Consider the following 18,734-nt stretch of genomic DNA (forward strand, 5'->3'; position numbering starts at 1 on the left):
CTTAGAGTCGTGATAGACCATCACGTTGATAGGCCGGGTGTAGAAGCAGGGTAACTTGTGGAGCTAACCGGTCCTAATCACTCTGTTCATGCTTGCGAAGTCCCACCATCAATGACAAACCTGCCCAAAAGCAGGCACGCTCATCGACTGGACGACAAGCCAGCCAGACACATCATCTGCAAAAAATACCGCACGGGAAAACATCGATTGAAAACCCTCGTGAGCCATGCGCTCGCTCCATTGCTTGGTGACCATAGCGTCAGTGACCCACCCGATCCCATCTCGAACTCGGCCGTGAAACCTGACAGCGCCAATGGTACTAACGCTCAAGCGTTGGAAGAGTAGGACGTCGCCAGGCATTGAAGCCAGCGCACAGCTCACGAGAACAAAAACCCATTCACAAGTCAGGGCAATCCGCCCACTCAAAGAGGGCCCTCACAGGCCCTCTTCGCGTTTCAACAAAACGCACTAACACCTTCGCGGGGCAAAGCAGCCCGCAAGTCCAAGGTCGACACCGTCTCCTCGGACAACACAAAACTGCTGCAAAAGGGCTGACACACTCAGCCCATGGTGACGCGGGGTGGAGCAGCCCGGTAGCTCGTCAGGCTCATAACCTGAAGGTCGTAGGTTCAAATCCTACCCCCGCAACCATACATCTCAATCCCACAACCGCTCTAGTGAACTCAGAGCGGTTTTTTTGTGCCTGTTTTCTACAGCTTAAGCCCGAGTCGCAAGGCTCCAGATCGTCTCAAAGCAGCCCCCTAAATGCCAGGACGGCGATTTGCATCTGGGGGTATTTTGTGGGGTACTGCCCGGCAGCACCGCAGGAGTACCCCCACATGGCCCTCAAGGAACTGGAAGTGCGCTACGCCACCAAGCGCCAAAAGGACTACAAGCTTGCTGATGGTGAGGGCCTCTACGTCCTCGTCCGTCCCAACGGCTCCAAGCTCTGGCGGCTCAAGTACCGCTTTGCCGGCAAGGAAAAGCTGCTCTCGATCGGCTCCTATCCGAAAGTGAGCCTGGCAGATGCGCGGCTTCGCCGCGCGGAAGCCAAGGTGGCATTGGGGCAGGGGAGGGATCCTGGCGCTCAAGACACGCCGGTACACGGCACGACCTTCGAGGAGGCCGCGCGAGCCTGGCATGCAAATCGTCTTTCCTCACTCGAGCCCAGCCACGCCGAGCGCCTGATGACGCGGCTCGAGCGCGACGCCTTTCCTCCGCTTGGCGCGAAGCAGCTTAAGGAGATCACCAGCGCGGACGTGTTGGCGATGGTGCGCGCTGTCGAAGCGCGCGGTGCCTTGGACGTCAGCCGCCGTCTCAAGCAGCATGTCAGCCAGATTTACCGCTTTGCCATTCCGCAGGGCTGGGCGGATCAGGATCCTGCCGCTCACATCACCGATCTGCTCAAGCCCAAGCCGCGGGTGCGGCACATGGCACGAGTTGGCGTGCGTGAGCTGCCGGAGCTCGTCCGTGCGATCGACCAGTACGATGGCGAGGAGAACCCGCGCAGGCGGGCGATCACGCGTGCGGCAATGCTGTTTACGCTGCTGACTTGGGCTCGCACCAACGAGACCCGGCTTGCAACCTGGGATGAGTTTGAGGGTCTGGATACGCCGGAGCCGCTGTGGCGAGTGCCAGCAGAGCGCATGAAGATGGAACGCGAGCATCTCGTACCCCTTTCTCGGGAGGTTGTGGCCTTGTTGAAGCGTCTGCCCAGCTATGGGGGGCGCGGCTTTGTCTTTCCTGGCGATAAGCCGGAACAGCCGCTGTCGCAGAACACCATGATTTATGCCTGCTACCGCATGGGTTACCGTGGCCGGCAGACGGTCCATGGCTTTCGGGGGCTTGCCTCGACCTGGGCGAACGAGGCCGAGGACTATCGATCCGACTGGATCGAGTTGGCCCTGGCCCATGCCGAGCAGGACGAGGTGCGCGGTGCCTACAACAGTGCGCTTTACCTGACGCCGCGGCGACGGATGCTACAGGACTGGGGAATTTTCATCGCTGGCATGCTGGAAGGCGAGGGCAAGCCCGCTAGAAGCGCTGCTCCACAACTGGAGAGTACCACATGAACAATGCCGAGCTCGCAGAGCGAATTGCTGAGACCAACGAGCTGACCAAGGCTGACGCTCGCAAGATCGTCGACGCCGTCTTCGCCGCCATCGCTGACGCAGTTGCTGCCGGCGACGAGGTCGCGCTGAATGGCTTTGGCAAATTCAAGGTGAAGGACAGCGCTGCGCGTGAGGGCCGCAACCCGTCGACTGGCGAAACCATCCAGATTGCCGCTTCCAAGAAGCTTGGCTTCACGCCAGCCAAGGCGGTGAAGGATCGCCTGAACGGTTGATTGAACAGGCCTCGCGTAAATATGTGCGCGGGGCCTTTTGGCTGCTTCATTACCGCGGCGCCAGACGCATCGCGAAGAGTTGCAGACGGCTGAGTGCATATCGACTACACTGCCTGGTAGTGATTTGTTGATCAGATGACGGGAAAAGCTGCCGTCAGATCCGCTTGCGTGAAGGAAAAGCTGAATGTCGGAGATCGAGTCCACCAATGATGTTGCGGCGCTGACAGTGCAACTGCTGAGCGCATACCTTGCGAACAATACGGTGGCGTCGCAGGACATTGCTGGCTTGATCCGCACGACCAGAGAAGCGCTCACCGGCGAGCAGGTCGAAACGCAGCCGGAGCCGGAGACTTTCACACCCGCAGTCTCGGTGCGCAAGAGCCTGGCCTCGCCCGAGCACATCATCAGCCTTATCGATGGCAGGCCCTACAAAACCCTGAAGCGGCATCTTGCGTCGCATGGACTGACGCCTGATGCCTATCGGTCGCGGTACAATCTCCCGGCCAGCTATCCCACGGTCGCTCCGGCCTATGCTGACAAGCGCCGCGAAGTTGCACAGCAGCTTGGGCTGGGCCGCAAGAAGCCGGAGGAGACTGCTACAGCGACATTGACCGTGCCTCAAAGCACGCAGACTGAGGCGCCTTCGGCGTCGGAGCAGCGGGCAACGCCAGTAGCCAAGAAGCGCGCGGGCACGTCTGCCCCAACCAAGGCCGCTGCCGCTCGTCGTGTTAAATCAAAGACGAAGGCAGCGGGAGCTGCTGACTCCACGGCTGAACTTCCCGCCGCCATGCAGGACAGTGCTGCTGTTGAACAGTCTGTAGAGGCAGCGCAGAAGCCAAAGCGCCGCGCAAAGCTGGGAGTGTTCAAGAAGTCGGATGATGAACGGGCGAGCGCGCCTGCCGCGCAAGCAGAGGCTTCGCCGCCGCCGCAGGGCTCGATTGAAGACGTTGCTGCCGCCGCAGAGCCGGCAAAGCGCAAGAGCCCCAAGCGCATGGCGCGTGGCACCGCCTCCACCCAGACCGATCAACCCGGCGCTCGGGCGCCTATCGAGGGCGAGAAGAGCGAGTAACGCAGCCTCAGGCGAGGCGCGGTAGCGCGCCCCTCGCTGGCCTGGCAGGCTTTGTGTCAGGCCCGGCGGATGCGGTTTGGGTGCTGTGTCGAAGCTGGCTTACTTGCGTGCCAGTGGCCATTGCTTGCAAGGGTAAGCGGCACACCGCAGTCCTCACATAGTGCGAGGCGCTGGTCGTTTACGCCTCGGTGGATCGAGACTGTCGAAGGCTGGTGCCGGCCAAGTATGCACAGGAGAGACACTCAGCCTGGATAGATCCGGGTGTAACGATCCTCAATTCGGTGACGCCGCGTTCTAAACAGAAGCTGTGGACACGGTGTGGACTACGCAGGCAGAGGACGGAGGCTTGAGGCTTGCTCAATCAGCGCTTTCGTACCGCCGGCAATGATAGCGGCGAGGCTGCACCCCAGGCTAGGCTGGCGCATGCAGGCCTGACCGCTCTGGAGCGCCAAGATGAAATAAGCCGACGTTTGTTCAGGTGGCTAAGGCAATGGCGGCTGCCGCCGACAAAGCCGTCGTTCCGAGGCTCGATACGACCCCCTGAAACCTGCCTTCTGTTCATATCTCGAGGCCGAGCTGCGAAGGGCAGATTATAGGGCCCGAGCCGGCCAGCCTTTGCGACGGATAAGTCGTGGTAAGCTGCCATAAATTCGTAAGCTTGCGGCTGTGGACGTTCTCGCCTTCTTTGTTCTTCCGTTCAGCGGTCTTGTAGCTTTTGGGGCGGTTCTTTGGTGCGCGATCGTCAGAGATCATGCACCGCGCCTCATTTGGCCATGCGCCTTCTGCACTCTCGTAGCGGCTACGGCTGTCGTGGGACTGCCTACGACCTACCCGACGCTCGCATGGGTCTTCTTCCTTGCAGCTATGGCGTTTCAAGCGGCAATCGGAACTATGATCGGAGCAGCAGCAGCAAGGCTTGCCATGGCTCTGTTCCGCAAACTGAGGAGAAAGCCGAACTGAGACGGTGCCCGTGCCAGCTCTGGCCGTCCAATATTGGGCGTGTCCGGAACGGCGGCTTCTGACGTTAGAAGCGAGAAGCCGTCATTCCAGATCAGACTTTCGAGCAAGGCCGCTGCCGCTGACATAGCGGACGGCAACCCAGGAAAATTGGTCTCCTGAAACTTGCCGTCTGTTCATCGCATCGGAAATTGGCCGACTTTGGTTCGCTTCAGGCCACCCTCAACGGCATCGCGAACTGTGGATTTCCACCTCGGGAATTCCCGGAATTTTCCTGATGGTCCCAAGCAAGAAGTATGGATCGGCTCCCAGCGCGATCTGAGCCAATCAGTCGGAGTTCACAACCCGCGGCACCGTTGTGCCTTTCAAGCGTTTCGCCGGCATGAAAATGCAAAGAAAACGTCATGCCCCGCGGAGACAAGTCGAGCTATTCCGACAAGCAGAAGCGCAAGGCCGAGCATATCGAAAAGGGATATGAAGATCGCGGGGTTAGCAGCAAGGAAGCTGAACGACGCGCCTGGGCGACGGTGAACAAGGAATCAGGCGGTGGAAACAAGTCCGGCTCGGGACGCGGCAAGGCAGAGAGCCGAGCCTCTTCGCGCAAGGGCGGCAAGATCAGTGGGTCGAGCCAGAGCCATGAGAAGCGATCGGCGGCGGCCAAGAAGGGCTGGGAGACGCGCCGCAAGCGAGCGGGGTAGGACATGCCGGCGATCAAGGCTTTGCCTCTCAACTGCACGTTGAAGAGCGACCCCAGTGAGACCTCGTCCACCGATGCGATGATCACAGTGCTGGCCGATGCCTTTCGCGACCGGGATGTCGCTGTAAGCGAGACCATCCGCGTGGCGGCGCTCAACATCAGGCCGGGCGTCACTTCGGACGAGGGCGAAGGCGACGACTGGCCGGCGCTGCGCAAGAAAATCCTTGCCCATGATATATTGATCCTCGGGGGACCGATCTGGATGGGACAGGTCAGCAGTATCGCCAAGCGCGTGCTGGAGCGCATGGACGCCTTCCTCGAAGAAACCGACGATCACGGACGCATGCCGAGCTACGGGAAGGTCGCGGTCGCCGCCATCGTCGGCAATGAGGATGGCGCACATTTCTGCTCGGCGCAGATTTTTCAGGCGCTCAACGATGTCGGCTGGACGATCCCGGCTGTGGCTGCCTGTTATTGGGTCGGCGAGGCAATGGGATCGACCGATTTCAAGGATCTCAACGCAACCCCGGAAATGGTCGCTAAGACGGCGAAGATGGTGGCCAGCAACGCCACGCATCTCGCCGGCCTGCTTAGCCAGCAGAATTATCCCGGATGAGGCTGTTCGCGATCGGCGCCGCTGTTGAACTGCCAATGGCCCGATGACACTCACCGAATGCCGCGACCTGCGCACCGGGGATGTTCCCTGGCAGGAAACGGACTGGCCGTCGCGGCCGTCCGATCCATTTCCAGCCGAGCCTGTCGACGTCGCCATCGTCGGATCGGGAATCGTCGGCGCGCTCATCGCTCAGCGGCTGGCGGATAGCGGGCGGCGCATCGCCCTGTTCGACCGCCGTCCGCCTGGTTGCGGCAGCACGGCGGCCTCCACCGCCGAGATCATGTGGGCCATGGATGTGCCGATGAGCCATCTTGCGACTGAGATCGGCGAAGCGGAGGCAGCGCGACGGTGGACGCGTGTGCTCACCGCCGTGCGTGATCTCGGGAAACACATCGATGCGCTGGGGCTGAATGGTGGAAGGGTTGCCCGCCCCACACTCTATCTTACCGGCTCTGTCCTCGATGAGGCCGGGCTGGTCAGGGAAGCGGATATCCATCGTCGCAACGGCTTGCCCTCCGTCTTTCTGCGAGCGGAGGAGGTGGCGGAGCGCTTCGATATCGCGGCCCGCGCGGCAATCGCGTCGCAGGGCGGCTTCGAGATCGAGCCGGTTCGCCTGTGCCATGCCCTGCTGGATCGCGCGCGCAGAGAGGGCGCGAACTTGCACTGGCCTGTTGATGTGACCGGACTCCACCCTGACGATAGCGGAATCGTTCTGGAGATGGCCGATGGAAGAAGCTGCCGAGCCGAAAACGTGATCCTCGCCACGGGATATGAGCGCGCGTCGCTGTTCCTGCCGCCCGCGTTCGGCCTGCACTCCACCTTCGCGATCGCCACGCCGCCGGGCGGCGCACCGCTCTGGCGTGAGCGGGCGATGATCTGGGAAGCGTCCGACCCGTATCTCTATGTCCGCACTGACCGTATCGGACGCATCATCGCGGGCGGAGAAGATATAGAGTCCGCCGATGAGGCCGTGCGAAACGCGCTGCTGGGCTCGAAAGCGGGTGCCATTGCCGCCAAGCTTGAGACCTTGCTTGGCGCCCGCCCGATCACCATCGACCGGAAGTGGGCGGCAACCTTTGGCGCCTCGCCCGATGGCTTGCCGGCGATCGGCCCCGTCGCGACGATGCCGAACGTTTGGATGGCGGCGGGTTTCGGCGGCAACGGCATCGCTTTCGCCAGCCTCGCCGCTCAAATGCTCGAGCGGGAATTGGGCGGCGAGCCCGATCCGGATCGCGATTGTTTCAGTCCTTACCGTTTTGAGTGACCGAGCGGCGCGGTCCTCGCGAGCCGGTCACGGGTTCTTCTCGGTCAGCGGCTCGCCCCCTTTCTCCTCCTCGAGCAGCACCGCCGCCGACCCGGCTGCGGACAACCGCACCTGATCACCTTCCACGGCAGCCACAAGGCCGCCCGAGAAATAATGATGATGATCGCCATGCGATCCACTGTCGGCCTTGGTCATCTTGATCCGATCGCCTTCGACCTTATCGACAGTGCCGATATGGACACCGTCGGCGCCGATGATTTCCATATGCTCCCTGATCTGGCTGAGGTCGGCCATGTGCATCACTCCTTGCTGTTCGTCACTGCTGGGACGGGTAATCTTCCGGTTTGACGGTGCCGACCATGGGCCGGTCCTCGACCTTTTCCACCGGCCGGCCCCCGCCCGTTCGCGTATCGTTGTCGGTGCTATCCGGACGGGCATCGCCCAGAGGGCCACGCGAGGTCTGGTCGCGCTCCCTGCCTTTCTCAGCCATGGGCTTTCTCCTTGTGCGTGTCCTTCGGCTCACTGTCGAATGCTTCACGCAGTTCATCCTTGGCTTTCTCCAGCACCTGCCGCTGGCCCTTGCCGAGATTGTCTCCCGCGCGATTGATATAGAAGTTGAGCATGCCCATCGCCGATTGCAGCGGCGTGCCCTTGCGGCGCTTGCTGCGTTCAGCCGAGCACTTGAGCGACGCAGCGATCTTGACGGGATCGTCCTGCTTGAAAACGCCGTCCTCGAGATCGAGCGCGTCCGAATGCTCGGTCACGTCCTGCGACCATTTCTTGCCGGCCATAGCTCAATCCTTCCCGCTGCCCGGCTCGGCCATGCCGCGATGCAGCTGCGCCGGCACGGATTGTGGCAGCACACCCGACGCGGCGACCTGGAGCTTGTTCTTCCAGCCCGAGATTATCGTGTCCTTGCCGGCCATCAGCGCGTCCCAGCCGTCCTTCGCGACATCCGCAGGATCGGATTTCTTGTCATTCTGGCCGACCTTGGTGTCATCCATGCCGGCACGGTGGAAGAACTCGGTCTCGACCGGTCCAGGTTCGAGGGTGGTGATTGTGATCCCGGCATGCTCCTTGAGCTCATTGCGGATCGCGGCGGTGAAATTGTCGATGAACGCCTTCGTGCCGTTATAGACCGCCGAGAAGCTGCCCGGCATCCAGCCCGCGATTGAGCCGGTCACGAGAACCTTGCCTTCGCCCTGCGCCACCATCTTCGCGAGTACCTTCTGCAACAGGTAAACGGTGCCCGTCACATTGGTGTCGATGACATGGCGCCAGTCACTGACGGCGTGGTCGAGAAACGGTCCGCCGAGGCCATGCCCAGCATTCGCGCACAGCAGATCGATACGCCGGCCACCGGCGGCGTCGAGCAGTCGATCGACCCCTTCGAGCGTCGCGAGATCGACTTCGAGCGTCCGGGCATTGGCATTCCCGACTGACGGATCGACAAAGGGCGTGTCGGCAACCAGCAGCAGGTCATATCCGTCCGCAACCGCCAGTCTGGCAAGCTCGGCGCCGATGCCGGTCGAAGCGCCGGTGATGATTGCGAATTTGTCAGCCATGTCGGTTTCTCCTTACGCGGCGACCCGGTCGAGGCCCGGTTTCAGGACCACCTTGGTCACGTCGTTCTGGTGATCGTGGAAGATCTTGTAGCCCTCAGGCGCCTCGCTCAGCGCCATGCGGTGGCTGATCAGGAAGGTCGTATCGATCTTCCCTTCCATGATCGCAGCGAGCAGCCCGGGCAGATAATGCTGCACATGGGTCTGGCCCGTCTTTAGGGTCAGTCCCTTCTCCATGAAGGCGCCGAGCGGAAATTTGTCGACAAAGCCGCCATAGACCGCAGGCATCGACACGCGACCGCCCTTGCGGCAGGCGATGATCGCCTGGCGGATCGAATGGGTGCGGTCGGTGCCGGTGAAGGTCGAGACCTTGATCTGGTCCCAGACATTGTCGACGAACAGGCCGTGCGCCTCAAGGCCGACCGCGTCGATGCAGGCATCCGGGCCGATGCCGCCAGTCATCTCCATCAGCGCCTCGTAGGTCTTACTTTCCTCGAAGTTGAGGGTTTCGGCGCCGAACTTGGCCGCCAGTTCGAGCCGGCGCGGGAAATGGTCGATCGCGATGACGCGCTCAGCGCCCATCAGGAAGGCGGACTGCACGCAGAACAGGCCAACGGGACCGCAGCCCCAGACCGCGACCGTATCGCCCGGCTCGATCTGTGCGAATTCCGCCGCCTGCCAACCGGTCGGCAGGATGTCCGACAGGAACAGCACCTTGTCATCATCGATTCCGTCGGGAATGACGATCGGACCCACGTCGCTGAACGGCACGCGGACATATTCGGCTTGGCCCCCCGCATAGCCGCCGGTCATGTGGCTGTAGCCGAACAGCCCCGACATCGGCTGGCCGTAGAGCGTCTGAGCGATGTCCTGATTGTCCGCCGGATTGGCGTTGTCGCAGGCGGAATATTGATGCTTGCCGCAATGATAGCAACTGCCGCAGGCGATCGTGAACGGCACCACCACGCGCTGGCCCTTTTTGAGCGTTGATTTGGGGCCGGTCTCGACCACCTCGCCCATGAACTCATGGCCGAGGATGTCACCCGCCTGCATCGTCGGGATGTAGCCGTCGTACAGATGGAGGTCCGACCCGCAGATCGCCGTCGAAGTGACCTTGATGATCGCATCGCGCGGGTTGAGGATTTCTGGATCATCGACAGTGTCGACGCGGACGTCATGCTTGCCGTGCCAGGTGAGCGCGCGCATCAGGCGGTCTCCTCTTTCAATTGCTTGTGTGTCCGCGCTGCCGTGGCGATTTCGCCGGTCTCCATGAGCTGTTTGAAGCGCCGCAGGTCACGGCGCGCCTGAATCGCCGGCTCGCGCTGGAACATCTTGGCGATGACCTTGCCGATGAAGCCGGCGGGTGGATCGTAGAGAATGGTCGCGGTGACCACCGTGCCGCGATCGCCTGCGTCCCTGAAGTCGATGCGTCCGCTATTGGGGACATCCGCGCCTTCCGTCGATGCCCAGGCGATCAGTTCGTCAGGCCGTTCCTCAGTGATGACGGCATCCCACTCGACGGTCTTGCCGCCGGGTGCCTTCACGACCCAATGGCTGGTGGTATCGTCGATCAAATCGACACGCTCGACATTGTCCATGAAGCTGGGAAGTTTCGTGAAGTCGCGCCAATAGGCGTAGAGTTCGGCGCGTGGCCGGTTGATCGTCACGGAGCGGCCGACAAGACTATGGCCTTTGGCCTCGAGCAGATTCTCTGTCGCATCGATAATTCCGTCGCTGCGCTTCGACGTCGTGATCGGTGCATCGTCACGCAAATCGGCCATTGCACTTCTCCTGCAGAGTGGGGTCTTCGGCGCTCGGGGGCTCGAATTGCAGAACGGGCATCATGGCCGCATCGTTCCGGCAGGAAGCACAGCCTGTCACGGCCACGGCTCGGCCTGCGTCAATATCCGGCTGGCCGATGAGTCTTCGTGCCGAACCGATGGCCCGTGGTTTGTTCCCAGGGGTGGAATCTGCTATCGTGCGGACTAGCCGACGGCCAACGCACTGTCGGAGCTCAGCTGCGGACCTTCCGCGGACGCCATGCTATTCCTTCAATGCGCCGCCGCAAGGAAGGATCGAACATGTCACCGGTAAGTCTGCATTCCCTGTCCGATCCGCACTTTTCCGCCGACACGACAGCCTGGCTTGCGGCGATCGTCGAGGATTCAACCGATGCCATCCTCAGCAAGACACTCGATGGCACTATCACCAGCTGGAACGCGGGTGCTGAGCGCCTGTTCGGCTATTCGCGCGAGGAAGCCGTCGGAAGGCCGATCAGCCTGATCATACCGGAGGAGCGCCTACACGAGGAGGCCGATATCGTGGCCCGTTTGCGCCTGGGCGAACGCATCGGCCGGTTCGAGACGGTCCGGTGCACCCGAGAGGCCGTACCCGTTCATGTCGAAGTGGCAATCTCGCCGCTTCGCAACGCCGACGGGACGATCATCGGCGCCTCCACGATTGCGCGCGATATCAGTGAACGGCTGCGACATGCGAATGAGCAGGCGCTGCTGCTGAGCGAGATGAAGCATCGGGTGAAGAACCTGCTGTCGATCGTTCAGGGCCTGATCAGCATCGGCGGTCGCCGCGCCGATGATGTCCAGACGTTCACCGAGGAATTGAACGCCCGTATCACATCGCTCGCTGCCGCGCAGTCGCTGGTGCTGCACAGCGAGGACAGGGCCGACGACCCTAGGCGAGATCCTCGCGGCGGTGATGGCACCCTATGGAGATGACGGCATCGCGGTTGTGGATTGCGATACAGTGGTCGGCCAGCATGCGATGACGTCGCTTGCGCTGCTGTTCCACGAACTCGCCACCAATGCGGTCAAATATGGTGCGCTCTCCAATCCAGACGGTTCGCTCAGCGTCGACATCGCCACCGATGCCGCAGCGGTCTCCGTGTTCTGGCGGGAAGAGGGCGGCCAGTGGTCGGAAAAGCCTCAGGCGGGGTTCGGCACGAGCCTGCTCGACGCGACCCTCAGGGGACTTCAGGGAACGATTGTCCGGGAATGGCGCGACGGCGTCTTTGAGACTGTCCTGAAGCTCCCGCGGGATGCCCTGGCGCGCTGAGGAAAAGCCACTGCCGCATTTCCAAGGGAACGGTATCGGCAGGACAGAGGTTTCTTACCAGCCGATGGCGCCGACAGAGAGAAGGAAGATGTCCTCGCAGCACAAAGCCATGCCGACACCGGACGCCGAGACGCTGTCGCCGGTTTTACCTGACGACATTATCGAGGCGGCAATGGTCCTGCTCGAAACCGCGAGCAAGGCCAAGATCGGGATCGCGACCGCGGAAAGCTGCACCGGCGGGCTGCTTGCTTCGCTGCTTACGGATATCGAGGGCGCCAGCAACGCCTTCGACCGTGGCTTCGTTGTCTACAGTAACAAGGCCAAATGCGACCTGCTCGGGCTCAGCCATCAGATGATCGACGATTGCGGCGCGGTCAGCGAGCCGGTGGCGCGCGCCATGGCCGAAGGCGCCTTGCGCCGGTCGGACGCCCGGCTGGCGATTGCGATCACCGGCTTTGCCGGCCCCGGCGAACCCGGCGACGAACCCGGGCTGGTGCATTTCGCCTGCGCCGCGCATGGGGTGGAGACACGCCATATCGTCTGCCATTTCGGTGACATCGGGCGCGGTGCGACACGGATCGAGAGCCTGCGGGTCGCGCTCGACATGCTGCCCGACATGCTATCGGCTGTGGCGGGTCGACCGCAGCGGGCGGCCTGAGCTCTGGCCATGGCAGCGCAGGCGCCGGACGGCATCACGCAAGAGCATGAAAGCAACAGCCGGAGGGCCAACCCCTGGCCGCTCCTCCTTCTCATCGTGTTGCTGGGCGCCGGACTGGCCGGCCTGTTCGGTGGCCAGCCGGCCATCGTTCGGCACTCGTCGAACGATATGGTCGCCATGAGCGTGCGAACGCCGGAAACGCTGCGCAACGGCATGGCGTTCGAGACGATCGTCGAGGTCACGCCGCAACGGCCGATCGGTGATCTCGTCATTGCCGTCTCGGATGTTCTGTGGCGGGAAATGACCATCAACACGATGATCCCGGCCGCAGGTGATGAAAGCCACAGGAGCGGCTTTCATCGCTTTTCCTTCGGTGACGCCAAGCCGGGCGAGACTTTCCGCTTCAAGATCGATGGCCAGATCAATCCACCGCTGTTCGCGGGAACGAGCGGCGAGGTCGTGGCGCTTGACGGCGAGCGTCGGCTGGCCGCTGTGCCGGTCACGATCAAGGTGCTGCCCTGATGGACATCATCCTGCGCGCCAGCGTGATGTTCTTCGTCATGTATCTGTTGCTCCGGCTGTTGGGCAAGCGGGAGCTGAGCCAGGTCACGCCGTTCGAACTGGTGCTGCTCGTCGTGATGGGCGACCTGGTCCAGCAGGGCATTACCCATAATGATCTCAGCATGACGGGCGCCGCCCTCGCCATTGGCACCATCGCCTTCTGGGCACTGGCGCTGAGCTGGGCCACCTATCTCTCCCCACGCGCCGAAAGGTTGCTGGAAGGCGTGCCACGCGTGTTGGTCAAGAACGGTGAACTGATCATGGCTAATATGCGCCGCGATCGCATCACCCGTGCTGAAGTGGAAATCGAGATGCGTCTCGCGGGCATCGCCCATATTGCCGAGGTTGCGTGGGCCATCCTCGAGCCCAATGGCAAGATCAGCTTCATCGCGAAGAAGGAAGAAGAGACATCCAAACAGGAAGATGATGACAAGACGGTGTGAAGGTGATCGCATTCAACTGCTTCACGCTTCGTCGTGCTGCGAGTCGCTTGCAGGGAACGGATGCCATGATCCGCTCATTTTCCGGGTAGCACTCCAAAGGAGGATATCATGCCCCGCGAAACCTTCACCGACGCCATCGCCTTGCTCAAGGCCGACCACCGCAAGGTCGAGGATCTGTTCGAGCAGTTCGAGAAAGCCACATCATCGAGCAGCAAACAGAAGCTCGCCCACGCGATATGCACGGAACTCAAGATCCACACGCTGATCGAGGAAGAAATCTTCTATCCCGCCTTTCGCGGGAAGATTGAGAGCGACACGCTCGACGAAGCCTATGTCGAGCATGACGGCGCCAAGGTGCTGGTGAACGACATCGAGGCCGGCAGCCCCCAGGACGATTTCTACGACGCCAAGGTCAAGGTCCTCTCCGAGGAGATCAAGCACCACGTCCATGAAGAAGAAATGCCGTCCGAAGGCATGTTCGCCCAATGCCGGAAGACCGATGTCGATCTGGTCGTGCTGCGCGACCAGATGCTGGCCCGCAAGGAGGAACTATTGGCGCAGGCGAAATCGGCTGGCCTGCCGCTGGCACAGCCGACCGCCGTGCATCTGATCGCGGCCTAACGCTCTAACTGCGAAGGATGTGGCCATGACCGGCGATCCCCGTCCGCCTTACCCCGAGCAGCAGCAGCCGATGCCGGGCAGGACCGATGCAATGGACCCGCGGCCCGACCACGGCGAGGAGAGCTATGCCGGCTCCGGCCGGCTGGCGGGCAAGCGCGCGATCATCACCGGCGGCGACAGCGGCATCGGGCGGGCGGTGGCGATCGCCTATGCGCGCGAAGGCGCCGACCTTCTCATCTCCTATCTCGACGAGCATGAAGATGCTCGCGAAACCCAAAAATGGATTGAAAAGGCGGGGCGGAAGGCGGTTCTGGTGCCCGGAGACATCAGTGACGCCGGGCATTGCGGGGCGATTGTCGAGAAGGCGATCGCGAAGCTGGGCGGTATCGATATTCTCGTCAACAATGCGGCCCATCAGGCGAGCTTCGAGGATATCGAGGACATTTCCGATGACGAGTGGCAGTTGACCTTCGCTGTCAACATCCACGCGATGTTCTACCTTTCCAAGGCTGCGGTCCCGCATCTGATGAAGGGTGGCGTGATCATCAACACGACCTCTATCAACGCCGATCAGCCCAATGCCAGCCTGCTCGCCTATGCGACCACCAAGGGCGCGATCCAGAATTTCACGATGGGCCTCGCGCAGATGCTTGCGGACAAGGGCATCCGCGTGAACTGCGTCGCGCCCGGCCCGGTGTGGACGCCGCTGATCCCTTCGACCATGCCGCCCGAGGCGGTGAAGACATTCGGCGAAAACACACCGCTTGGCCGCGCCGCGCAGCCGCGCGAACTTGCACCTCCCTATGTGATGCTTGCCAGCGATGAGGCGAGCTACATCACCGGCGCGACCGTGCCGGTGACGGGTGGCCGCCCATTTATCTAGGCCGTAGCGATCTCAAGTGGCAGGCACAGCGACGGAGGCTATTCGAGGTCTTCGATTCCGCAACCGCTGCCACCTCAACCTTGCAATGAGCCGCCCAATTCCGCCGCCGGTTCGATCCTGTTGAAATGGTGCGCCCGGAATGATCGACTATCTGTCGGTCATGACACTACCTGAGTGAGTTTCATCCGCTTTTTGGTGCTATCGCTTCGCCCTTGACGGTTCAAGTTGGGGCATGAAGCTGACACGCCCCCCGGGACGTCACCAGAGAGTGCTTTTGCCAGGTAAGGTGAAGACAAGATCTGGCGTCTCAGTGCGTCGCACTGATCGCGCTCTACCTCCGCTTCGCTCCGGCCGAGTCGCCTGATCGGCGTCTCGTCGGCTTGGCCGTCACGATCGCCTGACGCGTGTCCCGCCTGCTGTGGGCAGGCCGGTGTGAGCTGCCTTGCAGCTCGTCAGTTGTCGCCCGCGCTGGTGCGCGCGGCGGCGTAGGCCTTTGGCGGCATCAAGGTGACGGGGGGCGTCGCTGCCCGTTAGCCCCGCCTCGCCGGGGCGCAACCCCGCCTCGCTGCACTTGCAGGTCCTCCACTTCGTTGCAGCCTTGTCAGGTGCGCCCCGCCTTGGCCGGCGGGGCTGTTGGTCCGCTCCTGCCGCCCCCCGCCACCCTGGCGCCGGTCAATGGCGGTTTGAGGAGTGAAGGACATGAAGGACCATCGTCAGAGCCTCTACGCCGAGGTAACGCAGCGGATCATCGCGGAGCTGGAAGCAGGCAGGTTGCCGTGGGTGCAGCCTTGGGATGCAAGCCAGTGTGCGTGCACGATGCCGAGCAACGCGATGTCGGGACGAAGCTATTCTGGGATCAACGTGCTGATCCTGTGGGGGGCCGGCGTGGAGCAGGGCTTCACCTCCCAGCGCTGGCTGACCTACCGGCAGGCCGAACAGGCAGGCGGACATGTGCGGCGCGGCGAGAAGGGCACGGTCATCTGCTATGCCGATCGCTTCACCCTCAGGGACGGGGCGGACAAGGCCCAGAGCGAGGATCGCGAGGCGAGGACGGTTGCATTCCTCAATCGGTTCACCGTCTTCAACGTGGATCAATGCGAAGGGCTGCCAGAGGCGCTGAAAAGCCTGCAGGTCTCGGCGGATCCGATCGTTGCGGTTGAGGCCGTCGACGCGATCATCCGTGCCAGTGGTGCCGACGTCCGGATCGGTGGTGGCGAGGCCTACTACTCGCCGGTGCAGGACTATGTGGCAGTGCCACCGCAAGCTGCCTTCCACGAGCCGATCAACTGGTACCGCACGGCACTGCATGAGCTGGGGCACTGGACCGGGCACACGAGCCGATTGGGACGCGATCAGTCGGGCAAGTTTGGATCAGCCGCTTATGCCCGGGAAGAACTTGTCGCCGAGATGGCGAGCGCGTTTGCCTGTGCCTCGCTCGGCATCGTGCCGACAGTGCGCCATGCCGACTACGTGGGTGCCTGGCTCCCGGTGCTGCGTGCCGACGAGAAGGCGATCTTTCGGGCCGCGAGTGCAGCCAGCAAGGCAGCGGACTTTCTCCTGAGCTGTGGGGAGGCGCAAGCATGAGCGAGCAGCGTCCCTCGCGTGCCTTCGTGAGGAAGGCACGCCGCAGCCTGCGGCGCATGACCAATCTGCAGCGTGAGGTGTTCCTGGCCATGCGCTTTGAAGAGGGTGTGACTTACGCCCAGCTGGCTAAACGCTATGGCCTGACCGAGAGCGAGGTGCAGCACGCGTTCGCATGCGCGCTATTCATCTTCGCCAAGAGCATACGCAAGCCTGAGTCCTGGTGGTGGCGCTTGTGGCCATGGTGACCAGCCACACCCGTCAAGCGATGGCTTGCCATCGCTCGGCTGCCGCGACAGGGTAGCCGTGTTATGCGCATCGATCTCGATCATCTACCACCCGCCAAGCAGCGTGAGCTGGAACGTGTGGTGCAGATCATCTTTGAGGAGTTCGGAGCCGCGCACGAGAACGCGACTGCGCGGCGCAAGCGTGGTCGCATTCTCAAGGTGATCCTCTATGGCAGCCACGCGCGTGGCGGCTGGGTCGACGAGCCGCATACCGCCAAGGGCTACGTCTCCGACTTCGACCTGCTGATCATCGTCAACCAGAAGGAGCTGACCGACCGCGCAGCCTATTGGACCGCGGCCGAGCAGCGCCTGATCGAAGAGAAGCTAGCCGGCCGCCTGCGCACACCCGTCAACTTCGTGGTGCACTCCTGGCAGGAGGTCGGCGACGGGCTTGCGCACGGGCGCTTCTTCTTCCTCGACATCGCACGTGATGGGATTGTGCTGCAGGAGGTGGACGACAGGCCACTGCCCGAGCCCAAGCCGAAGACCCCGCAGCAGGCGCTGGCGATGGCAAAGGAGTACTTCGAGGAGTGGATAGCCAGCGCCTCAGATTTTTCAGACAGCGCCAAGCATCTCATGGAGAAGGGCCGATCAAAGCGGGCAGCTTTTATGCTGCATCAAACCGCCGAAAGCCTCTATCATTGCGTGCTTTTAGTCAGCACCTTCTACACGCCGCACAACCACAACCTTGCATTCCTGCGCACGCAGGCCGAGCGGCTCGACATGCGACTGGTCTATGCATGGCCGCGCGAGACACGGCGTGAGCGTGCGATGTTCGAGAAGCTCAAGGACGCCTACGTGAAGGCGCGCTACTCGAAGCACTACAAGATCACCTCCGAGGAGCTCATGTGGCTTGGCGAACAGGTCGAGGAACTCGGCCGGGTCGTGCACGCGATCTGCACTGAGCGGATCGCGCAATTGGAAGCCACTGCTCGCAACGCTGGCTGAAGGTTCAAGGGTGTGTTTTCGCGGAGCCGCTAGGACTTTTATTGGGAGGCCGTTCTTCGTAAGAGCGTCCGCAACTTAGGTTCATTCGACCGTTGCCAAGCCGGAATGACTTGCTCAGCTTTGCGAGCAGGTCATTTTCTCTCCTGCGGATCAGCGAGAAAGGCGCGCTTGCCACGTCGGCGCCATAGCGTCAGCATAGCCTCACGGTCCTCGCCGCGCAGTCGCGCTGCTGCTTCAGTCAGCAGACCGAGTATCACCGCCCGATCGTCGTCAACGAGCTCGACCAGCCCGGCCTTTGCGATCAGACCACCAAGCTCGATCAGATGGCGGGTAAGCGGTGTTCTGGCGGCACCTTGCGTGGCCTCGGGGTGGTGGTTGAAGTGCGGGGATGGACGAGCACCGCGTTACGACCGCATTGGACACGCACATTGGAGTGCCTCTGAAGCCTCCTGGGCGGGTCGAGGTCCTTGGCCGACTGTCAGGTCGGCGCCGCGTCTGGACGGTTGAGCAGAAGCTGGAGCTAGTCGCCGAGATGGAGCGCTGCGATAACGTCGCGGCCTTTGCTCGCGAGCGGGAGATCAGCACGGCGCTGTTGTACACGTGGCGCAGGGAGCTGCGTTACGCGATGGAGGCCGCCAAGCTTCCGCCACGCGACGAGCCGATGTTTGTGCCGGTCGTGGGTGGCTCACCACCGAGCTCGGGCGATAGCATTGAGGTCGAAGTTGGTGGTGCCGTGGTCCGGATAGGACAGGCCGTCAGGACCGATCTGGCCGTGGCCATCATTCAAGCCCTGCAAGCGGGGGCCAGCTGATGATTGGGATCGGTCCAGGTGCGAAGGTCATGGTCGCCACGCGTCCGGTGGATTTCCGCAAAGGCCCGGATGCGCTGGCTGCGCTGGTCGGCGCGGAGTACGGCGGCGATCCCTATTCCGGCGTGATCTATGTGTTCCGGGCCAAGCGCAGCGACCGGATCAAGCTCGTCTGGTGGGATGGCACCGGGCTGTGCCTGATGGCCAAGAGGCTGGAGTCCGGCGGGTTCAAGTGGCCGGCGATCCGGGACGGCGTGATGCGGCTGACGGCGGCGCAGTTGGGCGCCTTGCTCGAGGGTCTGGACTGGCGCCGGGTGCACGGCGGACGCCGCCCGATCGCCCCGCAGATTGCCGGTTGACGGG

Annotated in this window: 24 protein-coding genes, 1 tRNA gene, 2 rRNA genes and 1 pseudogene; 21 read left to right on the forward strand and 7 right to left on the reverse strand. The window is 62.4% G+C overall.

What is annotated here, in order from left to right:
* The 9 genes from GGR39_RS03700 to GGR39_RS03740 form a co-directional block, all read left to right on the forward strand.
* A 23S ribosomal RNA gene (locus tag GGR39_RS03700) occupies positions 1–98 on the forward strand; the annotation flags it as partial.
* A gap of 145 nt (positions 99–243) precedes the next feature.
* A 5S ribosomal RNA gene (gene rrf / locus GGR39_RS03705) occupies positions 244–358 on the forward strand.
* 216 nt (positions 359–574) lie between these two features.
* Positions 575–651 (forward strand) — tRNA-Met (locus GGR39_RS03710).
* A gap of 209 nt (positions 652–860) precedes the next feature.
* Positions 861–2,072 (forward strand): phage integrase central domain-containing protein, encoded by a 1,212-nt coding sequence (locus GGR39_RS03715; protein ID WP_183615956.1) that lies wholly within the window; start codon positions 861–863, stop codon positions 2,070–2,072.
* Positions 2,069–2,344, forward strand: coding sequence for an HU family DNA-binding protein (locus GGR39_RS03720; RefSeq protein WP_183615957.1), 276 nt, complete (start codon positions 2,069–2,071; stop codon positions 2,342–2,344). The genes GGR39_RS03715 and GGR39_RS03720 overlap by 4 nt, the downstream gene beginning before the upstream one ends.
* A gap of 184 nt (positions 2,345–2,528) precedes the next feature.
* Positions 2,529–3,413 carry a MucR family transcriptional regulator gene (locus tag GGR39_RS03725; RefSeq protein WP_183615958.1) on the forward strand — a complete coding sequence of 295 codons (885 nt, stop codon included), beginning with the start codon at positions 2,529–2,531 and terminating at the stop codon, positions 3,411–3,413.
* Positions 3,414–4,774: 1,361 nt separating this feature from the next.
* A complete protein-coding gene (locus GGR39_RS03730) occupies positions 4,775–5,068 on the forward strand; it encodes a plasmid stabilization protein (RefSeq protein ID WP_183615959.1) in 294 nt (97 codons plus the stop codon).
* Between the two features lie 3 nt (positions 5,069–5,071).
* Entirely contained in the window at positions 5,072–5,683 is a 612-nt protein-coding gene (locus GGR39_RS03735) for a flavodoxin family protein (protein ID WP_183615960.1), read from the forward strand.
* A gap of 43 nt (positions 5,684–5,726) precedes the next feature.
* A complete protein-coding gene (locus GGR39_RS03740; RefSeq protein ID WP_183615961.1) occupies positions 5,727–6,947 on the forward strand; it encodes an NAD(P)/FAD-dependent oxidoreductase in 1,221 nt (406 codons plus the stop codon).
* Between the two features lie 27 nt (positions 6,948–6,974).
* On the opposite strand, the gene GGR39_RS03745 is transcribed toward GGR39_RS03740, so the two are convergent.
* From GGR39_RS03745 to GGR39_RS03770, 6 genes are read right to left on the reverse strand one after another with little or no spacing between them, the layout of a single operon-like run.
* Positions 6,975–7,241, reverse strand: coding sequence for a DUF2171 domain-containing protein (locus GGR39_RS03745; protein ID WP_183615962.1), 267 nt, complete (start codon positions 7,239–7,241; stop codon positions 6,975–6,977).
* 22 nt (positions 7,242–7,263) lie between these two features.
* Entirely contained in the window at positions 7,264–7,437 is a 174-nt protein-coding gene (locus GGR39_RS03750; protein ID WP_183615963.1) for a hypothetical protein, read from the reverse strand.
* Entirely contained in the window at positions 7,430–7,738 is a 309-nt protein-coding gene (locus tag GGR39_RS03755) for a DUF3175 domain-containing protein (RefSeq protein WP_183615964.1), read from the reverse strand. Before GGR39_RS03755 ends, GGR39_RS03750 begins: the two co-directional genes overlap by 8 nt.
* A gap of 3 nt (positions 7,739–7,741) precedes the next feature.
* Complete coding sequence (locus GGR39_RS03760; RefSeq protein ID WP_183615965.1) at positions 7,742–8,512, reverse strand: SDR family NAD(P)-dependent oxidoreductase; 771 nt, start codon at positions 8,510–8,512, stop codon at positions 7,742–7,744.
* A 12-nt stretch (positions 8,513–8,524) separates the two neighbouring features.
* Entirely contained in the window at positions 8,525–9,715 is a 1,191-nt protein-coding gene (locus GGR39_RS03765) for a zinc-dependent alcohol dehydrogenase (protein WP_183615966.1), read from the reverse strand.
* Positions 9,715–10,290 (reverse strand): SRPBCC family protein, encoded by a 576-nt coding sequence (locus tag GGR39_RS03770; protein ID WP_183615967.1) that lies wholly within the window; start codon positions 10,288–10,290, stop codon positions 9,715–9,717. The genes GGR39_RS03765 and GGR39_RS03770 overlap by 1 nt, the downstream gene beginning before the upstream one ends.
* 300 nt (positions 10,291–10,590) lie before the next feature.
* Here GGR39_RS03770 and GGR39_RS03775 point away from each other — a divergent pair, with 300 nt between their 5' ends.
* From GGR39_RS03775 to GGR39_RS03815, 10 genes are all read left to right on the forward strand, one after another.
* A complete protein-coding gene (locus tag GGR39_RS03775; RefSeq protein ID WP_246388290.1) occupies positions 10,591–11,244 on the forward strand; it encodes a PAS domain S-box protein in 654 nt (217 codons plus the stop codon).
* The gene (locus tag GGR39_RS17185; protein ID WP_246388292.1) at positions 11,225–11,581 is read left to right on the forward strand and encodes a hypothetical protein; all 357 of its coding nucleotides are present in this window, start codon (positions 11,225–11,227) and stop codon (positions 11,579–11,581) included. The genes GGR39_RS03775 and GGR39_RS17185 overlap by 20 nt, the downstream gene beginning before the upstream one ends.
* On the forward strand, positions 11,565–12,239 hold the full coding sequence (locus tag GGR39_RS03780) for a CinA family protein (protein WP_246388294.1): 675 nt from the start codon (positions 11,565–11,567) through the stop codon (positions 12,237–12,239). Before GGR39_RS17185 ends, GGR39_RS03780 begins: the two co-directional genes overlap by 17 nt.
* Positions 12,240–12,248: 9 nt before the next feature.
* Positions 12,249–12,761, forward strand: coding sequence for a hypothetical protein (locus tag GGR39_RS03785; RefSeq protein ID WP_183615968.1), 513 nt, complete (start codon positions 12,249–12,251; stop codon positions 12,759–12,761).
* Entirely contained in the window at positions 12,761–13,243 is a 483-nt protein-coding gene (locus tag GGR39_RS03790; protein ID WP_183615969.1) for a DUF421 domain-containing protein, read from the forward strand. The genes GGR39_RS03785 and GGR39_RS03790 overlap by 1 nt, the downstream gene beginning before the upstream one ends.
* 108 nt (positions 13,244–13,351) lie before the next feature.
* Positions 13,352–13,864, forward strand: a complete 513-nt coding sequence (locus tag GGR39_RS03795) for a hemerythrin domain-containing protein (RefSeq protein ID WP_183615970.1) — start codon at positions 13,352–13,354, stop codon at positions 13,862–13,864.
* 25 nt (positions 13,865–13,889) lie between these two features.
* Positions 13,890–14,747, forward strand: coding sequence for a glucose 1-dehydrogenase (locus tag GGR39_RS03800; RefSeq protein WP_183615971.1), 858 nt, complete (start codon positions 13,890–13,892; stop codon positions 14,745–14,747).
* Positions 14,748–15,446: 699 nt separating this feature from the next.
* Positions 15,447–16,331, forward strand: coding sequence for an ArdC family protein (locus GGR39_RS03805; protein ID WP_183615972.1), 885 nt, complete (start codon positions 15,447–15,449; stop codon positions 16,329–16,331).
* Entirely contained in the window at positions 16,328–16,576 is a 249-nt protein-coding gene (locus tag GGR39_RS03810; protein WP_183615973.1) for an RNA polymerase sigma factor sigma-70 region 4 domain-containing protein, read from the forward strand. Before GGR39_RS03805 ends, GGR39_RS03810 begins: the two co-directional genes overlap by 4 nt.
* A gap of 63 nt (positions 16,577–16,639) precedes the next feature.
* The gene (locus GGR39_RS03815; RefSeq protein ID WP_183615974.1) at positions 16,640–17,563 is read left to right on the forward strand and encodes a HEPN domain-containing protein; all 924 of its coding nucleotides are present in this window, start codon (positions 16,640–16,642) and stop codon (positions 17,561–17,563) included.
* A 131-nt stretch (positions 17,564–17,694) separates the two neighbouring features.
* Here the strand turns inward: GGR39_RS03815 and GGR39_RS03820 are convergent.
* Positions 17,695–17,895: pseudogene (locus tag GGR39_RS03820) on the reverse strand (conjugal transfer protein TraD); the annotation flags it as partial.
* 56 nt (positions 17,896–17,951) lie between these two features.
* On the opposite strand from GGR39_RS03820, the gene GGR39_RS03825 reads away from it, so the two are divergent.
* Positions 17,952–18,374 carry a transposase gene (locus tag GGR39_RS03825; RefSeq protein WP_183615975.1) on the forward strand — a complete coding sequence of 141 codons (423 nt, stop codon included), beginning with the start codon at positions 17,952–17,954 and terminating at the stop codon, positions 18,372–18,374.
* Positions 18,374–18,730: an IS66 family insertion sequence element accessory protein TnpB gene (gene tnpB / locus GGR39_RS03830; protein WP_169041454.1), complete on the forward strand. Its 357-nt coding sequence runs from the start codon at positions 18,374–18,376 to the stop codon at positions 18,728–18,730. Before GGR39_RS03825 ends, tnpB begins: the two co-directional genes overlap by 1 nt.
* Positions 18,731–18,734: the final 4 nt, after the last annotated feature.

Source organism: Novosphingobium fluoreni, from assembly GCF_014196615.1.
GTDB lineage: Bacteria > Pseudomonadota > Alphaproteobacteria > Sphingomonadales > Sphingomonadaceae > Novosphingobium > Novosphingobium fluoreni.